Below are 18,655 nucleotides of genomic sequence, written 5' to 3'. Positions count from 1 at the left end.
AGACGATGATGAAGGCCTTCAGGGTCGAGCGCTACGGCGACAAGGCCGGCGTGCGTGCCGATGACGTGCCGCGGCCGCAGGTGGGCGCGGACGACGTCCTGGTCCGGATCCACGCCGCGAGCGTCAACCCGCTCGACCTCAAGATCCGGGACGGGGAGTTCAAGGCGATCCTGCCGTACCGGGTCCCGTTCGTCCTGGGCAACGACCTGGCCGGGACGGTGGTCGAGGTGGGTACGGCGGTGACGCGGTTCTCGGTGGGCGACGAGGTGTACGCGCGTCCCGACAAGGACCGGATCGGCACGTTCGCCGAGCTGATCGCCGTCCACCAGGACGACGTGGCCGTCAAACCGGTCACGCTGACGATGGAGGAGGCCGCGTCCCTCCCGCTGGTCGCCCTGACCTCGTGGCAGGCCCTCGTCGAACGGGCACGTGTGCGGCCGGGCCAGAAGGTCCTCGTCCACGCGGGCTCCGGCGGCGTGGGCACCATCGCCGTCCAGTTGGCGAGACATCTGGGTGCGCGTGTGGCCACGACCACCGGTACGGCCAACGTCGACCTGGTGAAGAGCCTGGGTGCGGACGTCGTCGTCGACTACAAGAAGCAGGCGTTCGAAACGGTTCTGCACGACTACGACATCGTCCTCGACCCACTCGGCGGCGAGAACGTCGAGAAGTCCCTGCGCGTGCTCAAGCCCGGCGGGAAGGTCATCAGCATCGCCGGCCCTCCCGACGCCGCCTTCGCCAGGGAGCTGGGTGCGAATCCGATCCTGCGGACGGCCATGGCCGCGCTGAGCTTCCGCACCCGACGCAGGGCCCGGCGCCGTCATGCGACGTACGAGTTCCTGTTCATGAGGGCGAGCGGGCACCAACTGCGCGAGCTGGCCGCGCTCGTCGACGCCGGACACATCCGGCCCGTCGTCGACCGCGTCTTCCCTTTCGCATCGATCCCGGAGGCTCTGGAGTACGTCGAGAAAGGGCGCCCGAAGGCCGGGAAGGTCGTCGTCACGATGATGTGACGGCACCCGCGCACCGTCGGCGCTCCGCTGGCGTCCTGTTCGTCGGGGCCGAACGGCATCCAGGAGGGCCGTGGGGCCCCTACCCCGGCGGGTGCGCGGAGCGGGACGGTGGAGGCACACACGGAACCCTCGACTCCGCACCGGAGGCCGTGCATGTCGATACCGCGTCTTCCCGGCGAACGGCCTGTCTCCGGCCCGCGAGGCAAGCGGACCCCGCAGGGGCCGGATGGGGTCCCGAACCTCCTCGAACGGCCCTTGGACCGGCTGGAGCGCAGACTCCGTGTCTTCCTGACGGCCGTCGCCGTCAGTACGACCGGTCGGGCAGCCACACGGGTGTCGCGCCGGTGCGGGCCTGGCTTCATAGCGGTCCGCAGGTATGGCGGTGGCTTTCGCGGCGGCCTTCGGCGGCGTGGCCACCGCACACGGCGTGTGGCGGGCCGTCGGCTGGTTCATGGACCGCCGCCGCCTCTCCCGGTGGGACCGTGAGTGGGCACGCGTGGGCCCCGGCTGGGCGATGCGCTACCGCCGCTGACGGCAGCATCCCGCGTCATGCCGCCGCCGTGTCCTGCTCTGGCGGGGTGGCGATGTGTCCCGCAGCGTAGGTAGGGAACAGAGGTGGCCGCCGCGGTGGCCAGGTGTGCGCACACGTCGAAGGAGAGGTGGGACGTATGGACGAGGAGGTCTCCCGGAAAGTGGTGGTCGGCGTCGACGGCTCGCAGTGCTCCTACGAGGCGCTGCGGTGGGCCGTGCGTTACGCCGGCGTGATCGGCGGCACCGTGGACGCGGTCGCCGTGTGGGAGCTGCCCGGTCTGTACGGCTGGTCGGGGCCGGCCGTGGACATGGACGTCGACGAGGACGAGACTCGGCAACAGATGCGGAAGGAGCTGACCGAGGTGCTCGGCGCGGACGCGGCCGGCTCGGTGCGGGCCCATGTGGTGCACGGCAACCCCGCCGACGTGCTGCTTCGGGCCGCGCAAGGAGCCGAGGCCTTGGTCGTGGGCAGCCGGGGCAGGGGCGGATTCGCGCGGGCCCTGCTGGGCTCTGTCAGCCAGCACGTGTCGCAGCACGCGGGCTGCCCGGTCGTGATCGTGCGCTCAGCGGAGAAGTGATGCCGCCGGGGGCCGACATCGGTGCCGGGCCCCGGCCACTGGGAGGCCGCGTGGATCTCCTGCGTCGCCCGGTGCGACACGAGCGCGAGTTCGTCACCGGGCAGCAACCGCACCCCGGGATCCGCAGAGTTCCGCCGGAGAGGGGAGGCCGGGCGGCTCCTGAAGCACACTCCAGCGACCGGTCCCAGCAGGTCGGCCGGGCGGCGGAAGGCATCGAGAAACAGATCGTCGATCGTCAGCACACCCACCGCCTCACCCTCGCGCCGCAGGGGACGACGGCGCACCCCCGTGCGGCGGCGGTAGGCCACCTGGAGATCGCCGTCCGCGTCGACGGTGACCACCCGCGTCGGCAACACCTTTTCCACCCGTGTCCGGCGTTCCAGGCCCCCGCACAGGCCGCGCAGAGCGAGGTCGCGGTCGGTGACGATGCCGCGCAGCGTGCAGACCGGAGGCGCCGACTGATCCACTCCATGGAGTGCTGGTGCTTCCAGCGTGGGCTCGTCCGGCGTCCGACGCCACGGGCCGCCAGGACCTGACCGGGGCCCTCGGACCCATGTGGCCGGCATCGGATCGCGCCACCTGGGACCGGTGCCGCGAAGCCTTACCCCGGCGCCCGCTGCAGGCAGCCAAGCCGTACGAACACCGGGCGACGCAAGATGGTGCGCGAGCGCACGGAAGGCATTCTCCTCCGTCATCCCGGTGTCGAGGTGGTCGGTGAGCAACTGACCGGGACCGTGGCCGATGTCCTGTGCGAGTCGGCGGCCTTCACCGAGATGCTGGTGCTGGGCTCGCGCGGCGTCGGTGCCGGCACCTGAATGAGACGCGGCGCGGCGCAAGCGGTGGCATGGCGTCCGGGAGCCGGACCGACCGCCTCGTGGCGCCGCGCCTCGGGAGAGATCGGCACGGACACCTACACCAAGGCCCCCGAGCACCTCGCCGCCCACCGGCCGATGCCACGGTGACTGGACGGTCCGGTGGTCCCGGACAACGGGCGGTCGCCGCGGCTGGGCAGGTGGAGGCGCGGTCAGGGACGGAGAGTGGCGTGGGCGGCGTTCTGGCCGGTCAGCGGGTCCTTCCGCGTGGTTTGAGCGGCACCGGTGGCAGCGCGGGGGCGGGCAGCGGGTTGCCGTCGTACCCCTTCACCTCGCCGAAACGGGATCCTTCCATCCAGTCCGCGCGGGCCTGTTCGATCTCCTCCTGGGTGCGGGCGACGAAGTTCCACCACATGAGGAGTTCCTCGGCGAACGGCTCACCGCCCAGGAGCATGACCTCGGCGTCCGACTCGGCGCGCAGCGGGAGTTCGGACCGTCCGCAGCCCAGGTAGAGCATCGAGCCGGGCAGCACCGGCACCCCGTCCACGCGGACCTCGCCGGACATCGCCAGTACGCCGTACTCGAAGTCCGGTTCCAGCGGCAGGCGTACGTCGGTGCCCCCGCTGAGGGCGAGGTCGGCGCCGACGATCGGGGTGAACGTCGTACCGGGCGACCGGGAGCCGTCCAGCTCGCCCAGGATCACCGTGGCGGTCAGTCCGGGCGCGGTGACCTCGGGCAGCTCGGGGTGGTACTCGAACCGCGGGTCGGTGTGCCGGTGTTCGTCGGGCAGGGCGACCCACAGTTGGGCCCCGTGCAGGAAGCGGGCGTGCTGACGCGGGGTCTCCTCGGAGTGGCTGATCGCGCGGCCCGAGGTCATCAGGCCAAGCTGCCGGGGCCCGATCGTCTGCCGGCTGCCCGTGGAGTCCCGGTGCAGCACCTCGCCCTGGTGCAGCCAGCTGACCGTCTGGAGCCCGATGTGCGGGTGGGGCGGCACCTGCATGCCCGGCTGGTCGGCGATGTCGTCGGGGCCGTAGTGGTCGACGAACGCCCACGCGCCGATCATGCGCCGTCCGAGGTTCGGCAGGAGCCGGCGTACCTCGGTCGACTCGCCCAGCTTCACATGCCGGGGGCTCAGCAGCTCGCGCACGGGTTCGGCGACGACGAAGCCGCGGCCACCGCAGACGCTGGGCACGGGTGCGCGGTCAAGGTTGCTCATGCCGCCCAACTTAGCGGTGCGCGGGCCGGACGGTGTGCGCGGTCTCCGGGATTTCGCTCCATGTGCCCCGGCAGCCCGTCCGGTGTTCCGCCGCCACGGCACGGGCGGCCCGCTTCCGGCAGTGCCCGTACCCCGGGGGGTACGGCGGACCCACAGCCTCCTTGCGGCCGGGCGCTCGGCGACGGCCAGGGCCGCGCCGACGGCGGAGACCCCCAGGACGGTGCGCAGCCTGTGAGCGCGGTTCGGGTGCGGGGCGCGGTGTGGGGACATGGGTTCCTTCGGTCGCTCGGGGTCGAGCGAGGTTGCGGGTCCCGGCCGACGAGTTTCTCCGCCAGCCGGGCCAGCCGCGCCGCCCGTACCGTGCCCGCGTCGCGCCCGTGGCGCGTCGCGGGCGGCCGCCCCACCCCGGCTCCTCACCCCTCAGCTCAGCCGTGTCAGCTCGGCCCCTGTCGACTCGGACCCCGCACCCCCGCCACGTCAGCCCAGCCGCTTCAGCAGCTCCTCGGCGACCGGAGCGGAGGAGGCCGGGTTCTGGCCGGTGACCAGGGTGCGGTCGACCACCACGTGCGGCGCCCACGGCTCGCCCGTCCGCACCTCGACGCCCGCCTCGGTCAGCCGGTCCTCGAGCAGCCACCTGGCCTGCCCGGCGAGACCGCCCTGGGTCTCCTCCTCGTTGGTGAAGGCTGCCACGCGGTAGCCGGCGAAGGCGTTGGTGCCGTCCGCCCGGACCGCGGCGAGCAGGGCGGCCGGGCCGTGGCAGACCACGGCCAGCGGCTTGCCGGAATCCAGGGTCGCCGTCAGCAGCCTGCCGGAGTCGGCGTCCACGGCCAGGTCCTCCATGGGGCCGTGCCCGCCCGGGTAGAACACGGCGGCGAAGTCGGCGAGGTCCACCTCGGCGAGCTTCACGGGCGTCCGCAGCTCGGCCATGTCCTCCACCGCTCGGGCGATCTCGTCGGCCTTCTCCTGACCGCCGTTGACCTCGGCGGCCAGGCTCGCCCGGTCGACCGGAGGGACCACACCGCCCGGAGTGGCGACGACGACCTCGTGACCGGCGGCCCTGAGGGCACGGTAGGGGACGACGGCCTCCTCGGCCCAGAAGCCGGTCGGGTGCGCGGTGCCGTCGGCAAGCGTCCAGTGATCGGCGCCGGTCATCACGAACAAGATTTTCGACATGAGGGGTCTCCTGGGTTCCGTCTTCGAGGGGCTTGGGCCTGTGAAAGAGAACGTAGGCGATCAGGCCCATAGACATCCAATGCGGTAACGAATGAGAGGCATTGGATCTCCTATGGCTCAGGGGAACAGCCTGCGGCGATACTCGGACCGTGGAGACCCCCTCACCCGACCTCAACCTGCTGCGCACCTTCCTCGCGGTCTACCGCTCCGGCTCCTTCACCGGCGCCGCCCGCCTGCTCGGACTGTCGCAGCCGACGGTGACGACGCAGATGCGCGCGCTGGAACGGCAGACCGGCCGTGAGCTGTTCGAACGGCTGCCGCGCGGGGTCACGCCCACTCCGGTGGCCGACGAGCTGGCGGCCCGGATCGCCGCGCCCCTCGACGACCTGGCCGTCGTCGCCGGCCCCACCCCGCCTGCCGGTGCCCGCGCCGAGCCCGTCCACCTGGCCGGCCCCGCGGAGTTCCTCTGCACCACCGTGCTGCCGGCTCTCGCCCCGCTGGTCGCCGAGGGGCTGCGGCTGCGGGTGTCGGCGGGGCTGACCGATCCGCTGCTGGAGGAACTGCGCGCCGGCCGTCACGACCTGGTGATCGCGACGACCCGCCCGCGCGGCCGTACGCTGCACGCCGTGCCCCTCGCGGACGAGGAGTTCGTCCTGGTCGCCGCCCCGGCCTGGGCCGACCGGCTGCCGGAACAGCAGGGCTCCTCCGTCCCCCTGGACCCCGCCGTCCTGCACGGTGTCCCGCTCGTCACGTACGCCGAGGATCTGCCGATCGCCCGCAGGTACTGGCGGCACGTCTTCGGCCGGCGGCTGTCCCGTACCGCCGCCGTGACCGTGCCCGACCTGCGCGGTGTTCTCGCGGCCGTGGCCGGTGGCGCCGGGTTCAGCGTGCTGCCCCGCTATCTGTGCCAGGACCTGCTGGCCTCCGGCGCCCTGGTGGCGCTGCTGGAACCGGAGGATCCGCCGATCAACACCAGCTTCCTCGTGCAGCGTCCCGGCGCCGCCTCCGACAATCCGGACGTGGCCCGCGTCCGCGACCTGCTGCTGACGGCGGCGCGCGGCTGGTAGCCGGATCGCCCCGGCCTGCCGCAGGGCCGTCCCCGAGCCCGCCGGAACACCCCCCCGACCGACGACATCGATGTCCCCCACCCCTTGAGATGGCGCGGGCGAGTTGCGAGGCCGACGATGGAGCCATGGGGTACGGCCGCCGCCGCAGAGCCGGTGCCGTCCGAGGCGCCGGGGGACGGAGGCCGGCCCCGGCCGCGGTCCGCGGCCGGAAGGAGGACACCGTCATGCTGGAAGTGAAGACCGTCGAGAAGCCGGACGAGCGGCGCGACTTCCCCCGCGGCCACCTCGAAGCGCTCCATCTGACCGGGCTCGACTTCGCGGTGGGTACGTTCGAACCGGGCTGGCGCTGGTCGGAGTCCGTGGCGCCGATCGCGGGCACCGGGAGCTGCATGGTCCCCCACAACGGATACGTGGTGCAGGGGCGGATGCGCCTCCGCATGGACGACGACGGCGGCGAGGCCGAGGTCGGTCCGGGTGACGTCTTCGTGTGCGCGCCCGGCCACGACGCCTGGGTCGTCGGTGACGAGCCGGTCATCGTCTACGACTTCGCCGGGACCATGGCGAACGAGTACGCGAAGAGCTGACCGAACGGCACCCCCCGGCCCTCGGTCCCCTGCCCCAGCCTCCTGCCCCCAGCCCGTCAGTCCCCGAACGGCTCCGTCCCGCCCTCCGCGTACGCGATCGCGTCCGCGTGGCCGAACAGGCCCGGCAGGCCGCCGGTGTGGATGAAGACGGTCCTCTCGCCCGGCCGGACGGTGCCGTCCCGGACGGCCGCGTGCAGGCCGGCCAGGGCGCGGCCCGTGTACGTCGGGTCCAGGACCAGTCCCTCCGTGCGGGCGGCCAGCCGGAGTGCTTCGCGCACCGGGCCGGTCAGCACCGCGTACCCGTCGCCCACCTGGTCCCGGCGGACCCGCAGCCCCTCCGCCGTGACCGTCTCCGCCGTGAGCGGTGCCGCGAACCCCGCTACCTCCGCGGCCGGGTCGGGCAGCGCACCGACGTCTACGCCGAGTACCGACCCGGTGCCCAGGGCAGCGACCAGCCCGGCCATGGTGCCGCCCGAGCCCAGGGCGACCACGGCCGTCCGCAGGTCCGGCACCTGCTCGCGCAGCTCCTCGCCGCAACGGACGTAGCCCCGCGCGCCCCAGCGTGCCGGAGCCACCGAACGGGATGAGGGCCGGACGGGCGCCGGCCGCCCGCAGCCGCTCGCACACCTCGGCCGCCGCCGCGTCCAGCCCGGCCCGGTCCACCTCGCCGGCCCAGGCGAGCCGTGCCCCGAACAGGCCGTCCAGGGCGAGGTTCCCGGACCGTGAGACGCCGGGTGAGCCGCGCAGTACGAGGACGACGTCCAGGCCGAGCCGGGCGCCCGCGGCGGCGGTGAGCCGGGCGTGGTTGCTCTGCGGGGCGCCCGTGGTCACGAGGGTGTCCGCGCCCTCGGCCAGGGCGGCGCCCGCCGTCCACTCCAGTTTGCGGATCTTGTTCCCGCCGGCGCCGAGGCCCGTCAGGTCGTCGCGTTTCACCCACAGGTCGCCGGGTCCGAGCCCGAGCGCGGTGGCCAGCCGGGGTGCCGACTCGACGGGGGTGGGGAAGGTGCCGAGCGGCACGGGAGGGTGGCTCATGGCGGTGTCCTCGGATGAGTGGTCGGGGTGGCGGCCAGTCGATCACGGCCGCTGAGCGCCTCAGGCAGCAGCCCCTCCGTCCGACGCGAATGCTCCGGGCCGCGCGGCGTCACACCGGCAGCAGGCGGGCGATCAGTGCGCCGAGCTGCCGGGCCGTGCGGCACTCGTGCATCTCCACCAGCTCCGCGTAGGCGGGCGCGGCCGAGTCGCCGGTGCCCCACCGGTCGCGTGGCTCGGGGTTCAGCCAGTAGACACGGCGGGCCCGCCGGGCCAGGTCGCGGACGGCGGGGAGGTTGGGGTCGCTCATGTTCGTCCGGGCGTCTCCGAGGACGAACACCGTGGTACGCAAGCCGGCCGCGCCGCCGTACCGCTCGGTGAACTCGCCCAGCGCCACGCCGTAGTCGCTGCTGCCGTGCCAGCCGGTGAGCGTGGCCTCGGCGCGGATGCGGGAGCCGAGCCCGTCCGGGTCGGCCCGGCCGTGGTCGAGCAGGCCGGTCACCTCGTCGAGCCGGTTGACGAACGCGAACACCCGGACCTTGCTGAACTGGTCGTGCAGCGCCTGCACCAGCAGCATGGTGAAGTCGGAGAAGCCGGACACCGAGCCGGAGACGTCGCAGAGCAGCACCAGTTCGGGCCGGACCGGACGGCGCCTGCGCAGCACCGGCCGGATCGGCACCCCGCCCGTGGTCAGCGAGGAACGGAGCGTGCGGCGCAGATCGATCGTGCCCCGCGCGGCCCGGCGGCGGCGGGCGGCGAGCCGCGTGGCCAGCTTGCGGGCGAGCGGCCGTACGACCCGGCGCAGTTCGGCGAGCTGGTCCCGGTTCGCGAACAGGAAGTCCACCCGGTCGGCGGTCGGGCGGACAGCGCGCCGTGCGATCTCGTCCCGTCCGCGCCGTTCGGCCACCCGGCGCCGCGCCTCCGCGCCGACCATCCGCCGGAACTCCTCGATGCGGCGCCGGATCCCGTCGTCGAGCAGCCGGTCCGCGAAGCCCGTGCCGCCGCCGTCCCGACCCCGCACGTCGGCCCGTACCCGCGCCAGCAGGGTCTGGGGGCGCAGCCGGTCCAGGGTCTGGTACGCCGACCAGCCGTCGGACCCCTCCGGACCCCCGTACGTGCCCAGGGCGTCGACCGCCTCCGCCGCCAGCCGGGCCAGCAGTGCCCGGTCGTCGTCGGCCAGTGCCCGCGCGAGCCGGTCGCGCAGCGCCTCGCGGTCCTGCGGGGTGCCGTCGGGTCCGCCGACGCCGCGCGGGAAGTACAGGTCGAAGACGGAGTCGAACAGGTGCCGCTGGTCCGGGCCGTGCAGCAGGGTGGCGGCCAGCCCCTCGCGCAGCAGCTCCCGGTCCGCCAGCCCCAGCGCCTCCACCGCGCGGGCCGCGTCCACGGTCTCCCCGGTGCCGATCCGCACCCCGTGCGCGCGCAGCGCCCCGACCAGGCCGGTGATCCGGCCGGCGACGGCGCTCACAGCGCGTCCAGGTCGAGCTTGGCCGCCGCCTTCCGGATGTCGTCCTCGTGCTTGAGGATCACCCCGAGGGTGTCCTGGACGACCGTCTCGTCCAGGGTGCGGGCGCCCAGGGCCAGCAGGGTGCGCGCCCAGTCGATGGTCTCGGCCACGGAGGGCACCTTGCGCAGGTCCATCGCGCGCAGCGCCCCGACCACCCGGACCACCGACTCGGTCAGCGCCTCGCCGAGGCCCGGCACCTTCAGCCGTACGATCCGCCGCTCCAGCTCCTCCTCGGGGAAGCCGATGTGCAGGAACAGGCAGCGGCGGCGCAGCGCCTCGGACAGTTCCCGGGCGGCGTTGGAGGTGAGGACGACGAAGGGGCGGCGGGTCGCGGTGACCGTGCCCAGCTCGGGGACGGTGATCTGGAAGTCGCTGAGCACCTCCAGCAGCAGCCCCTCCATCTCGACGTCGGCCTTGTCGGTCTCGTCGATCAGCAGCACGGTCGGTTCGTCGCCGCGGATGGCGCTCAGCAGGGGGCGGGGGAGGAGGAACTCCTCGCTGAAGATGTCGGTGCGGGTCTCGTCCCAGCTCTCGTCGCGGGCCGCGCTGATCCGCAGCAACTGCTTGGCGTGGTTCCACTCGTACAGGGCGCGGGACTCGTCCACGCCCTCGTAGCACTGGAGCCGTACCAGCCGGGCCCCGGCCACCTGGGCGACGGCCTTGGCCAGTTCGGTCTTGCCCACCCCGGCGGGGCCCTCGACCAGCAGCGGCTTGCCCAGCCGGTCCGCCAGGAAGACGGTGGTGGCGACGGCGGGGGAGGCCAGGTAGCCGGTCTCGGCCAGGCGGGCGGAGACGTCGTCGACGGAAGTGAACAACGGGGCCTCCGGCGGGTCGGTGAGCGGTGCGTCCTTCGGCGGCTATCTAAGCGCTTGTTCAGCGGTTCTGTCACGTGGTTCCGTCCGATGCGGGCGCGGACCCGGGCGCGGGCACCGACGCGGGTGGCCGGGTACCGACGCCTGCCTGAACCGCCCGCCCCTCCGAAGCGGCCCACCCGGTCCCCGTACGGGCCACCACAACGCGCACGCCCCCCGCTCCGCCCGGTCCAATGGACCCGTGACCGCGCCCCCGGACGACTGCCTCACACGCAACGAGTGGATCTGCGGCCTCTATCTGACCACCCGCCGCCAGATCCTCCTCGACGCGGTCCTCCAACACTTGAGGCTGACCACGCTGTCCGTCCTCATCGCCGTGGCCGTCGCCCTGCCGCTCGCGCTCCTGGCCCGCCGCCTTGGCTGGGCAGCCGGCCCGGTCCTCGCCGTCACGACGGTGCTCTACACGATCCCCTCGCTGGCCATGTTCTCCCTGCTCCTGCCCCTCTACGGCCTGTCGGCCGCCCTCGTCGTCGCCGGGCTCGTGCTGTACTCGCTCACGCTGCTCGTACGGAACATCCTCGCGGGCCTGCGCGCGGTCCCGGAGGAGACCCGGCAGGCCGCGCGCGGCCTCGGCTACGGCCCCCTCCGCCTGCTCCTCACCGTCGAACTGCCCCTCGCCCTGCCCGCCGCGATGGCCGGCCTGCGCATCGCCACCGTCTCGGCGGTCTCCCTGGTCACGGTCGGCGCGATCGTGGGCTTCGGCGGCCTCGGCAACCTCCTCTACGCGGGCATGAACACCTACTTCAAGGCCCAGGTGCTCACCGCGTCCGTCCTGTGCGTTCTGCTCGCCGTCGCCGCCGACCTGCTCCTGCTCGGCGTGCAGTGGCTGATCACCCCCTGGACCCGGGCCGGCCGCGCATGAGCCCGGCCGGGACGCGGGCGGCCCGCGCATGAGCACCCTCAACGCCACCTGGGGCTGGCTCACCGATCCCGCGCACTGGTCGGGCGACGACGGCATCCGGCACCGGCTGCTGCAGCACCTGCTGCTCACCCTCGTCTGCCTGCTCGTCAGTTGTCTGATCGCCCTGCCCGTCGCCCTCGTCCTCGGCCACCTCGGCAAGGGAGGCGCGCTCGCCGTCAACATCTCCAACGCCGGGCGGGCCGTGCCCACCTTCGCCGTCCTGGTCCTGCTGCTCCTGACCCCGGTCGGCCGGTGGGGCGAGGGCCCCACGGTGGTCGCCCTCGTCCTGTTCGCCGCGCCGCCGCTGCTCACCAACGCCTATGTCGGCATGCGCGAGGTCGACCGGAGCGTGGTGCGGGCCGCCCGCGGCATGGGGATGACCGGCCGGCAGGTGCTGTTCCGCGTGGAACTGCCCCTGGCGCTGCCCATGATCGTGAACGGGGTGCGGATCGCCGCGGTCCAGCTCGTCGCCACCGCCACGATCGCCGCGCTCGCGGGCGGCGGCGGTCTCGGCCGGATCATCACGGCGGGCTTCAACCTCGCCAGCACACCCCAGGTCGTCGCCGGCGCCCTGCTCGTGGCGGTGGTCGCCCTCCTCGTCGAGGGCGTCTTCGAGGTCGCCGGACGGCTGGCACCAACGTGGGTCCGGGGCGGCCGGTGACAGCCCGCACGGCACTCGCCGCCCTCACCCTGCTGCTCCTCCTGAGCGCCTGCTCCACCGGCCCGTCCCTGGAGAGACGCGGCCAGGTCACCGCGCCGCCCGGCGACCGCCATCACCTGGTCATCGGGTCGGCGGGCTTCACCGAGAGCGACCTCCTCGCCCAGATGTACGCCCAACTGCTGAACCAGGCCGGTTACCGCACGTCCCTGCTCACCGTCGCCAACCGCGAGCTGTACGAACCCGCCCTGGAGTCCGGCCGGATCGACGTGGTGCCCGAGTACGCGGCCACCTTCGCCGACTGGCTCAACGCCCGGACCCACGGCGCCGGCGCGCCCCCGGCCGGGTCACCCGACCCCGCCTCCACCCTGCGGGCCCTGCGCGCCCTCGCCGCCCCCCGCGGCCTCACCGTGCTCCCGCCCGGCCGGGCCGTCGACCAGAACGCCTTCGCCGTGAGCACCTCCTACGCCCGCCGGTACGGCCTGCGCACCCTCAGCGACCTGGGCGCCTCGCGGCTGGGCGTGCGGCTCGCCGCCGGGGACGAGTGCGTCCAGCGGCCGTACTGCGCGCCCGGCCTGAGAAAGGTGTACGGCATCCACCTCACCGGCATCGATCCCAAAGGGGTCGGCACCACCCAGGCCAAGCGGGCCGTGCAGGACGGCCGGGACCAGATGGTGCTGACCACCACCACCGACGCCACCCTGGACCCCTTCGGCCTGGTCCTGCTCGCCGACGACAGACACCTTCAGAACGCCGACGTGATCGTCCCCGTCGTCAACCGCTCCCGCGCGGGCGGCGCCGGCGTGACGAAGGCCCTCGGCGCCCTGAACGGCGTCCTGACCACCGGTGATCTGGCCGGCCTGAACCGGCAGGTCGACAACTGGCGCCGGCTGCCGGCCGACGTGGCCCGCGCCTACCTGACGGACGAAGGGCTGCTGAGGCAGCCCGGCTCAGGCATCCGCCACCGAGTCGAACGGCACCTGCCCGCGCGTCACCCCGCGGGCGTCGGCGTCCACCGAGCGGCGCAGCGCCTCGTGCAGCCGCGCCGGGGTCAGCACGCCGAGGAACCGCGCCCCGTCCAGCACGGCCACCCACCCGGCGTCGTACTGGAGCATCACCCCGAACGCCTGCTTCAGCGGCGCGCCGACCGGCACCCAGGCGGTCATCCGGTGGGCCAGGGCCGCGACCGTGCCGCCCGCCGCCAGCTCCCCGATGCCGACCCAGCCGTGCAGGTCACCGCCCGCGTCCAGGACCACCGCCCAGCGCGCGCCCTCGGCGCGCAGCCGGTCCAGCGCCCGGCCGGCGGGCTCGTCCGGGCGGGCCACGGGCGGCTGCTCCAGGTCCTCCGGCTCGATGGCGGTGACCGACAGCCGCTTCAGCCCGCGGTCCGCGCCCACGAACCCGGCGACGTACGGCGACGCGGGTGCGCCGAGCACCGCGCCCGGGGTGTCGAACTGCTCGATACGGCCCTGCCCGTACACGGCGACCCGGTCGCCGAGCCGGATGGCCTCCTCGATGTCATGGGTGACCAGCAGCACCGTCCTGCGCGCGGCGGCCTGCATCCGCAGGAACTCGTCCTGCAACTGCTCGCGCACCACCGGGTCGACCGCGCCGAACGGCTCGTCCATCAGCAGCACCGGCGGATCCGCGGCCAGGGCCCGCGCCACGCCCACCCGCTGCCGCTGACCGCCGGAGAGCTGCTCCGGGTAGCGGGACCCGTACGTCCGCGGGTCGAGGCCCACCAGATCCAGCAGTTCGGCCGCCCGTGCCCGCGCCTTCGCCCGCTTCCAGCCGAGCAGCGCGGGCACGGTCGCCGTGTTGTCCAGGACCGTGCGGTGCGGGAAGAGGCCGACCTGCTGGATGACGTAGCCGATGCGGCGGCGCAGCAGCACCGGGTCGACGGTCGCGATGTCGTCGCCGTCCACGAAGATCCGGCCGGAGGTCGGCTCGATCAGCCGGTTCACCATCATCATGGTCGTCGTCTTGCCGCACCCGGAGGGGCCGACCAGGGTGACGAGTTCCCCCTCGGACACCTCGAAGGAGAGGTCGTCCACGGCCGTCGTACCGTCCGGATACCGCTTGGTGACCTGCTCGAACCGGATCATTCCCTCACGCTACGGCAGGGCGCCGGACACCTCGCCCCACCGTGCTCCGACCGGCCGACGGCCGACGGCCGACGGCCGGGGACCGGGGCCGGCCGGCGCCGTGCCGGGTCAGCTCAGCAGCACCACTTCCAGCGTCCGCGGTCCGTGCACGCCCTCCACCCGGTCCAGTTCGATGTCGCTGGTGGCCGACGGGCCGGAGATCCAGGTCGACGGGCGGGTGGGGTCCAGGCGTTCGAGGGCCTGCGGGACGGAGGAGACGACCTGGCCGGGGACGCGGACGACACAGATGTGGTGGTCGGGGATGAGTGAGGCGCGGCGCCGGCCCTGGTCCGGGGAGCCGTCGAGGACGATCGTGCCGGTCTCGGCGATCGCCAGAGCGCACCCCGTCACCACGCTGTCCACCCGGTCCAGCCGGTGCGGGGTGTGCGCCGCCCGCTCGTGGATCCGCTCGGGACCGGCGGCCGGCAGCCACTGCGGTGGCAGCCCGGGTGGCACCAGCACCTCCCGCGCGCCGCGCTCGTCCAGCAGCCGTGACACGAGGTGCGGCAGCTCCCCGGCGTCGCAGCGGTGCACGATCGCCCGGTAGTCCGCCAGGTTCTCCGCGAGCAGCTCCACCGTCCGCTCGACGGGCCGCCGCCCGTGTTCACGCAGGTAGCGGCGGCCGACGGCCTCCTCGTACGGCCGCTCGTCCGGTGTCACGTCGGCGAGGGCCCGCCGCACCCGGCCCAGGATCCGTTCCCTGCTGTTCACTCGGCGCCGTCCTTTCCACCGCGGGTGCGCTGCCACCAGTCCCGGAAGGGCTCGGCCGGTACGGCCGGCAGGTCCCGGGTGCCGCTCCACGCCCTCCCCGGGCCCGGCAGCGTACGGGGATGCAGCCGGCGGGTGCGGGCGGCGAGCCGCTGGCCGGTGCGCAGGGTGCCGGGGCGGGCGAAGGCCCAGCGCGCGGCCCGCATGGCCGCCCGCTCGGCCGCGTGTCCCCGGGCGGGTTTGAGGACGACCCTGTTGCCCTGCCGTACCGCCGGACCGCCCTCCACGACCCGTTCCCGCAGGTGCACCAGCACCTCGGGGATGTCGATGGCGACCGGGCACACCTCGTAGCAGGCGCCGCACAGACTCGACGCGAAGGGCAGCGAGGCGTCGATCTCGTCGGCCGTGCCCCGCAGTTGGGGGCTGAGGATGGCGCCGATGGGTCCCGGGTAGACCGAGCCGTACGCGTGCCCGCCCGCCCGCTCGTACACCGGGCAGACGTTCAGACAGGCCGAGCAGCGGATGCAGGCCAGCGCCTGACGGCCGACCCGGTCGGCGAGGGTGTCGGTGCGGCCGTTGTCGAGGAGCACCAGGTGGAAGGTGCGCGGCCCGTCCCCGTCGGTGGTGCCGGTCCACATGCTGGTGTACGGGTTCATCCGCTCGGCGGTGGAGGAGCGGGGGAGCGTCTGGAGGAAGACCTCCAGGTCCCGCCAGGTCGGCACGACCTTCTCGATGCCGACGACGGAGATCAGCGTCTCCGGCAGGGTCAGGCACATCCGGCCGTTGCCCTCGGACTCCACCACGACGAGGGTGCCGGTCTCGGCGACCATGAAGTTGGCGCCGGAGACGCCGACCTTCGCGCGCAGGAACTTCTCCCGCAGGTGCAGCCGGGCGGCCTCGGCGAGTTCGGCGGGCGTGTCGGTCAGGCCCGCCGGGGCCGGCCGGCCCCACGCGCCCATCTCGCGGACGAAGACGTCCCGGATCTCACCCCGGTTGCGGTGGATGGCCGGCACCAGGATGTGCGAGGGACGGTCCCTGCCCAACTGCACGATCAGCTCGGCGAGATCGGTCTCATAGGCACGGATGCCCTCGGCCTCCAGGGCTTCGTTGAGCCCGATCTCCTGCGTGGCCATCGACTTGACCTTGACGACCTCCGACTCGCCGGTCTCCTTGACCAGTCGGGTCACGATCCGGTTGGCCTCCGCCGCGTCGGCGGCCCAGTGGACCGTGCCCCCGGCGGCGGTGACCGACTCCTCCAACCGCAGCAGGTAGCGGTCGAGATGGCGCAGGGTGTGGTCCTTGATCCGTCGGCCCGCCTCCCGCAGCTCGACCCAGTCGGACAACTCACCGACCGCCGTGGCGCGTTTGGCCCGGATGGTGTGCGTGGCGTGCCGCAGGTTCGCGCGCAGGACGGGATCGCGCACCGCCCGGTGCGCGGCCTCCGGGAACGCGGGCATGCCGACGAACGTTCCGCTCATGCCGCCGGTTCCTCCTCCGTGCTCGCCAGGATCTCCGCGATGTGCACCGGCCGCAGCTCCGTGCGCAGCCGGCTCATCATGCCGCCGATGTGCATCAGGCAGGAGTTGTCGGCCGCGCACAGCACCTCCGCGCCCGTCGACTCGGCGTTGCGTACCTTGTCCGCGCCCATCGCCGCCGACACCTCGGCGTTCTTCAGCGCGAACGTGCCGCCGAAGCCGCAGCACTCCTCGGCACCGGGCAGCTCGGCCAGCTCCAGCCCCCGCACGGCCGCGAGCAGCCGCCTGGGCCGGTCGCCGAGCCCGAGGCCGCGCAGGCCGTGGCAGGTGGGGTGGTAGGTGACCTTGTGCGGGTAGTACGCCCCGACGTCCGTCACCCCGAGCACGTCCACCAGGAACTCGGTCAGCTCGTACGTCCGCGGCACCACCGGCGACAGCGTCCGCGCCAGCGTGTCCCCGCGCCCCTCGGCCGACGCCCGCTCGCCCAGCCGCGGATACAGCTCCCGCACCATCGCCCCGCAGGACCCGGACGGGGTCACGATCGCCTCGTACCCGCCGAACACCTCGGCGAAGTGCCGGGCCAGCGGCTCGGCCTGGTGCCGGTAGCCGGTGTTGTAGTGCGCCTGTCCGCAGCACGTCTGGCCGCTCGGGAAGTCGACCTCGACACCGAGCCTGGACAGCAGCCTCACCACGGCCCGGCCGGTGTCCGGATACAGCGTGTCGTTGACACAGGTCAGGAACAGGGCCACACGCATCGCGGCTCCTCGGGGACGGTCGTCGGACGCATGCAGGGTAGTGCGCCGGCCAGGGCTCGGGCGCGGCTCACCGGGTGGCGAGCCGCGCCTTCGGCCAGTGACGGACCATGATCCCGGGGGTCGGCTCCGGCGCGGTCATGTGCTGAACTGGGACCCGTCCGTCCCATCCGTCCCGGGAGACTCGTTGAGCCTCAGCTACCGCCAGCCCGGTGTCGTCCTCACCGACCGTCACTTCACCGTGCCCCTCGACCACGCCGACCCGGACGGCGAGACCATCGAGCTGTACGCCCGCGAGGTGGTGGCGAGTGACAAGGCCGGGCAGGAGCTGCCCTGGATGCTCTACCTCCAGGGCGGCCCCGGCTTCGGGGCGAATCGTTTCGTCGGACGTCAGGCCTGGCTCGGCCGGGCGCTGGAGGAGTACCGCGTCCTCCTGCTCGACCAGCGCGGCACCGGCCGCTCCACGCCCGCCACCCGGCAGACCCTGCCGCTGCGCGGCGGCCCCGCCGAGCAGGCCGATCACCTCGCCCGCTTCCGCGCCGACTCGATCGTCCGCGACTGCGAGGCCATCCGCACCCAGGTCACCGGCGGCGCCCCCTGGACCGTGCTCGGCCAGAGCTTCGGCGGTTTCTGCACGGTGACGTACCTCTCGCTGGCCCCCGAGGGCATCGACACCGCGATCGTCACCGGCGGCCTGCCCTCCCTGCACGCCCACGCCGACGACGTCTACCGGGCCGCCTACCCGCGCGTCGAGCGCAAGGTCGCCGCGCACTACGCCTGCTACCCGCAGGACGTCGAGCGGGCCCGCCGGATCGCCGACCACCTCCTCGGCCACGACGTGGTCCTGCCGGGTGGTTACCGCCTCACCGTGGAGGCCTTCCAGTCCCTCGGCCTGATGCTCGGCGCGAGCGACGGCAGCCACCGGCTGCACCACCTCCTGGAGGACGCCTTCGTGCGCACCACGGCGGGCCTGGAACTGTCCGACGCCTTCCAGGAGCAGGCGCGGGTCCTGCTGTCGTACGCCGGCCACCCGCTGTACGCCCTCGTGCACGAGTCGATCTACGGCCAGGACGCCCGACCCACCGCCTGGGCCGCCGAACGCGTGCGCGCGGAGTTCCCGCAGTTCGACGCCGCCAAGGCGCTCGCCGGGGACGCGCCCGTCCTCTTCACGGGGGAGACGGTCCACCCCTGGATGTTCGACACCGACCCGGCGCTGCGCCCCCTGCGCGAGACCGCCGAGCTGCTCGCCGCCCGCACCGACTGGGGTCCGCTGTACGACCCCGCCCGCCTCGCCGCCAACGAGGTCCCGGCCGCCGCAGCGGTCTACCACGACGACATGTACGTCGACACGGCGCACTCGCTGGAGACGGCCGCCGCGATCCGCGGCCTGCGCCCCTGGGTCACCAACGAGTACGAGCACGACGGTCTTCGCGCGGGTGCCCCGCACGTCCTGGACCGGCTGCTGGCGCTCGCCCGCGACGAGGCGTGACGCGGAACACCGTCCGCCGGGCGCCCCCGGGTGAATCGCGCGCGCGGAATCGGGTAGGGGTATCCCTCCGGACCGTCTCCCATTAGTTAATTCATAATGCAACTAATTGGCGCCCAATTCGGTCCATGGTATGTTCACGGAAATCCGAA

At 73.6% G+C, this 18,655-nt stretch carries 17 protein-coding genes and 2 pseudogenes; 10 read left to right on the top strand and 9 right to left on the bottom strand.

Going from position 1 to position 18,655, the window contains the following annotated elements; genetic code table 11:
* Positions 1 to 8 precede the first annotated feature (8 nt).
* The 4 genes from D9753_RS03200 to D9753_RS03185 all read left to right on the top strand — a co-directional run bounded on the left by D9753_RS03200 (position 9) and on the right by D9753_RS03185 (position 2,937).
* Positions 9 to 1,013 (top strand): NADP-dependent oxidoreductase, encoded by a 1,005-nt coding sequence (locus D9753_RS03200; protein ID WP_121785619.1) that lies wholly within the window; start codon positions 9 to 11, stop codon positions 1,011 to 1,013.
* 382 nt (positions 1,014 to 1,395) lie between these two features.
* Complete coding sequence (locus D9753_RS36325; RefSeq protein WP_163010604.1) at positions 1,396 to 1,545, top strand: hypothetical protein; 150 nt, start codon at positions 1,396 to 1,398, stop codon at positions 1,543 to 1,545.
* Between the two features lie 136 nt (positions 1,546 to 1,681).
* Positions 1,682 to 2,122 carry a universal stress protein gene (locus D9753_RS03195; protein ID WP_121785618.1) on the top strand — a complete coding sequence of 147 codons (441 nt, stop codon included), beginning with the start codon at positions 1,682 to 1,684 and terminating at the stop codon, positions 2,120 to 2,122.
* Between the two features lie 656 nt (positions 2,123 to 2,778).
* Entirely contained in the window at positions 2,779 to 2,937 is a 159-nt protein-coding gene (locus D9753_RS03185) for an adenine nucleotide alpha hydrolase family protein (RefSeq protein WP_205614043.1), read from the top strand.
* A gap of 247 nt (positions 2,938 to 3,184) precedes the next feature.
* On the opposite strand, the gene D9753_RS03180 is transcribed toward D9753_RS03185, so the two are convergent.
* Together D9753_RS03180 and D9753_RS03175 are read right to left on the bottom strand one after the other, a co-directional pair.
* Positions 3,185 to 4,150 carry a pirin family protein gene (locus tag D9753_RS03180; RefSeq protein ID WP_121790873.1) on the bottom strand — a complete coding sequence of 322 codons (966 nt, stop codon included), beginning with the start codon at positions 4,148 to 4,150 and terminating at the stop codon, positions 3,185 to 3,187.
* A 477-nt stretch (positions 4,151 to 4,627) separates the two neighbouring features.
* A complete protein-coding gene (locus D9753_RS03175) occupies positions 4,628 to 5,323 on the bottom strand; it encodes a type 1 glutamine amidotransferase domain-containing protein (RefSeq protein ID WP_121785616.1) in 696 nt (231 codons plus the stop codon).
* A gap of 149 nt (positions 5,324 to 5,472) precedes the next feature.
* Between D9753_RS03175 and D9753_RS03170 the strand changes: the two genes are divergently transcribed.
* Both D9753_RS03170 and D9753_RS03165 read left to right on the top strand, forming a co-directional pair.
* The gene (locus D9753_RS03170) at positions 5,473 to 6,390 is read left to right on the top strand and encodes a LysR family transcriptional regulator (protein WP_121785615.1); all 918 of its coding nucleotides are present in this window, start codon (positions 5,473 to 5,475) and stop codon (positions 6,388 to 6,390) included.
* Positions 6,391 to 6,614: 224 nt separating this feature from the next.
* The gene (locus D9753_RS03165) at positions 6,615 to 6,974 is read left to right on the top strand and encodes a cupin domain-containing protein (protein ID WP_121790872.1); all 360 of its coding nucleotides are present in this window, start codon (positions 6,615 to 6,617) and stop codon (positions 6,972 to 6,974) included.
* 56 nt (positions 6,975 to 7,030) lie between these two features.
* Here the strand turns inward: D9753_RS03165 and D9753_RS03160 are convergent.
* The 3 genes and pseudogenes from D9753_RS03160 to D9753_RS03150 form a co-directional block, all read right to left on the bottom strand.
* Positions 7,031 to 8,006, bottom strand: a pseudogene (locus tag D9753_RS03160) (D-cysteine desulfhydrase family protein).
* A gap of 109 nt (positions 8,007 to 8,115) precedes the next feature.
* Entirely contained in the window at positions 8,116 to 9,468 is a 1,353-nt protein-coding gene (locus D9753_RS03155; RefSeq protein WP_121785614.1) for a vWA domain-containing protein, read from the bottom strand.
* Positions 9,465 to 10,322 (bottom strand): AAA family ATPase, encoded by an 858-nt coding sequence (locus tag D9753_RS03150; RefSeq protein WP_121785613.1) that lies wholly within the window; start codon positions 10,320 to 10,322, stop codon positions 9,465 to 9,467. Before D9753_RS03150 ends, D9753_RS03155 begins: the two co-directional genes overlap by 4 nt.
* 238 nt (positions 10,323 to 10,560) lie before the next feature.
* On the opposite strand from D9753_RS03150, the gene D9753_RS03145 reads away from it, so the two are divergent.
* The 3 genes and pseudogenes from D9753_RS03145 to D9753_RS03135 all read left to right on the top strand — a co-directional run.
* Positions 10,561 to 11,241 (top strand): ABC transporter permease, encoded by a 681-nt coding sequence (locus tag D9753_RS03145; RefSeq protein ID WP_121785612.1) that lies wholly within the window; start codon positions 10,561 to 10,563, stop codon positions 11,239 to 11,241.
* A 28-nt stretch (positions 11,242 to 11,269) separates the two neighbouring features.
* The gene (locus D9753_RS03140; RefSeq protein ID WP_121785611.1) at positions 11,270 to 11,941 is read left to right on the top strand and encodes an ABC transporter permease; all 672 of its coding nucleotides are present in this window, start codon (positions 11,270 to 11,272) and stop codon (positions 11,939 to 11,941) included.
* Positions 11,938 to 12,879 (top strand): annotated as a pseudogene (locus tag D9753_RS03135) (ABC transporter substrate-binding protein); the annotation flags it as partial. The gene D9753_RS03140 and the pseudogene D9753_RS03135, both read left to right, overlap by 4 nt.
* A 9-nt stretch (positions 12,880 to 12,888) precedes the next feature.
* Here D9753_RS03135 and D9753_RS03130 read toward each other — a convergent pair.
* The 4 genes from D9753_RS03130 to D9753_RS03115 all read right to left on the bottom strand — a co-directional run bounded on the left by D9753_RS03130 (position 12,889) and on the right by D9753_RS03115 (position 17,020).
* Positions 12,889 to 14,043: an ABC transporter ATP-binding protein gene (locus D9753_RS03130; protein WP_121785610.1), complete on the bottom strand. Its 1,155-nt coding sequence runs from the start codon at positions 14,041 to 14,043 to the stop codon at positions 12,889 to 12,891.
* Positions 14,044 to 14,151: 108 nt separating this feature from the next.
* Positions 14,152 to 14,793, bottom strand: coding sequence for a LutC/YkgG family protein (locus tag D9753_RS03125; RefSeq protein WP_121785609.1), 642 nt, complete (start codon positions 14,791 to 14,793; stop codon positions 14,152 to 14,154).
* Entirely contained in the window at positions 14,790 to 16,268 is a 1,479-nt protein-coding gene (locus tag D9753_RS03120; protein ID WP_121785608.1) for a lactate utilization protein B, read from the bottom strand. The genes D9753_RS03125 and D9753_RS03120 overlap by 4 nt, the downstream gene beginning before the upstream one ends.
* Positions 16,265 to 17,020: a (Fe-S)-binding protein gene (locus D9753_RS03115; RefSeq protein WP_121785607.1), complete on the bottom strand. Its 756-nt coding sequence runs from the start codon at positions 17,018 to 17,020 to the stop codon at positions 16,265 to 16,267. The genes D9753_RS03120 and D9753_RS03115 overlap by 4 nt, the downstream gene beginning before the upstream one ends.
* Positions 17,021 to 17,204: 184 nt before the next feature.
* On the opposite strand from D9753_RS03115, the gene D9753_RS03110 reads away from it, so the two are divergent.
* A complete protein-coding gene (locus D9753_RS03110; protein WP_121785606.1) occupies positions 17,205 to 18,506 on the top strand; it encodes an alpha/beta fold hydrolase in 1,302 nt (433 codons plus the stop codon).
* The last annotated feature ends 149 nt before the right edge of the window (positions 18,507 to 18,655 follow it).

This window comes from Streptomyces dangxiongensis (genome assembly GCF_003675325.1).
Lineage (GTDB): Bacteria > Actinomycetota > Actinomycetes > Streptomycetales > Streptomycetaceae > Streptomyces > Streptomyces dangxiongensis.
Note: the sequence above shows the minus strand (reverse complement) of the source record. Positions and strands in the feature narration are given on the sequence as shown.

Excerpts from the sequence above, each read along its gene's own strand:
- D9753_RS03200 (WP_121785619.1), top strand. The coding sequence starts at position 9 with ATGAAGGCCTTCAGGGTCGAGCGCTACGGCGACAAGGCCGGCGTGCGT.
- D9753_RS03195 (WP_121785618.1), top strand. The coding sequence starts at position 1,682 with ATGGACGAGGAGGTCTCCCGGAAAGTGGTGGTCGGCGTCGACGGCTCG.
- D9753_RS03185 (WP_205614043.1), top strand. The coding sequence starts at position 2,779 with ATGGTGCGCGAGCGCACGGAAGGCATTCTCCTCCGTCATCCCGGTGTC.
- D9753_RS03180 (WP_121790873.1), bottom strand. The coding sequence starts at position 4,150 with ATGAGCAACCTTGACCGCGCACCCGTGCCCAGCGTCTGCGGTGGCCGC.
- D9753_RS03175 (WP_121785616.1), bottom strand. The coding sequence starts at position 5,323 with ATGTCGAAAATCTTGTTCGTGATGACCGGCGCCGATCACTGGACGCTT.
- D9753_RS03165 (WP_121790872.1), top strand. The coding sequence starts at position 6,615 with ATGCTGGAAGTGAAGACCGTCGAGAAGCCGGACGAGCGGCGCGACTTC.
- D9753_RS03140 (WP_121785611.1), top strand. The coding sequence starts at position 11,270 with ATGAGCACCCTCAACGCCACCTGGGGCTGGCTCACCGATCCCGCGCAC.
- D9753_RS03130 (WP_121785610.1), bottom strand. The coding sequence starts at position 14,043 with ATGATCCGGTTCGAGCAGGTCACCAAGCGGTATCCGGACGGTACGACG.
- D9753_RS03120 (WP_121785608.1), bottom strand. The coding sequence starts at position 16,268 with ATGAGCGGAACGTTCGTCGGCATGCCCGCGTTCCCGGAGGCCGCGCAC.
- D9753_RS03115 (WP_121785607.1), bottom strand. The coding sequence starts at position 17,020 with ATGCGTGTGGCCCTGTTCCTGACCTGTGTCAACGACACGCTGTATCCG.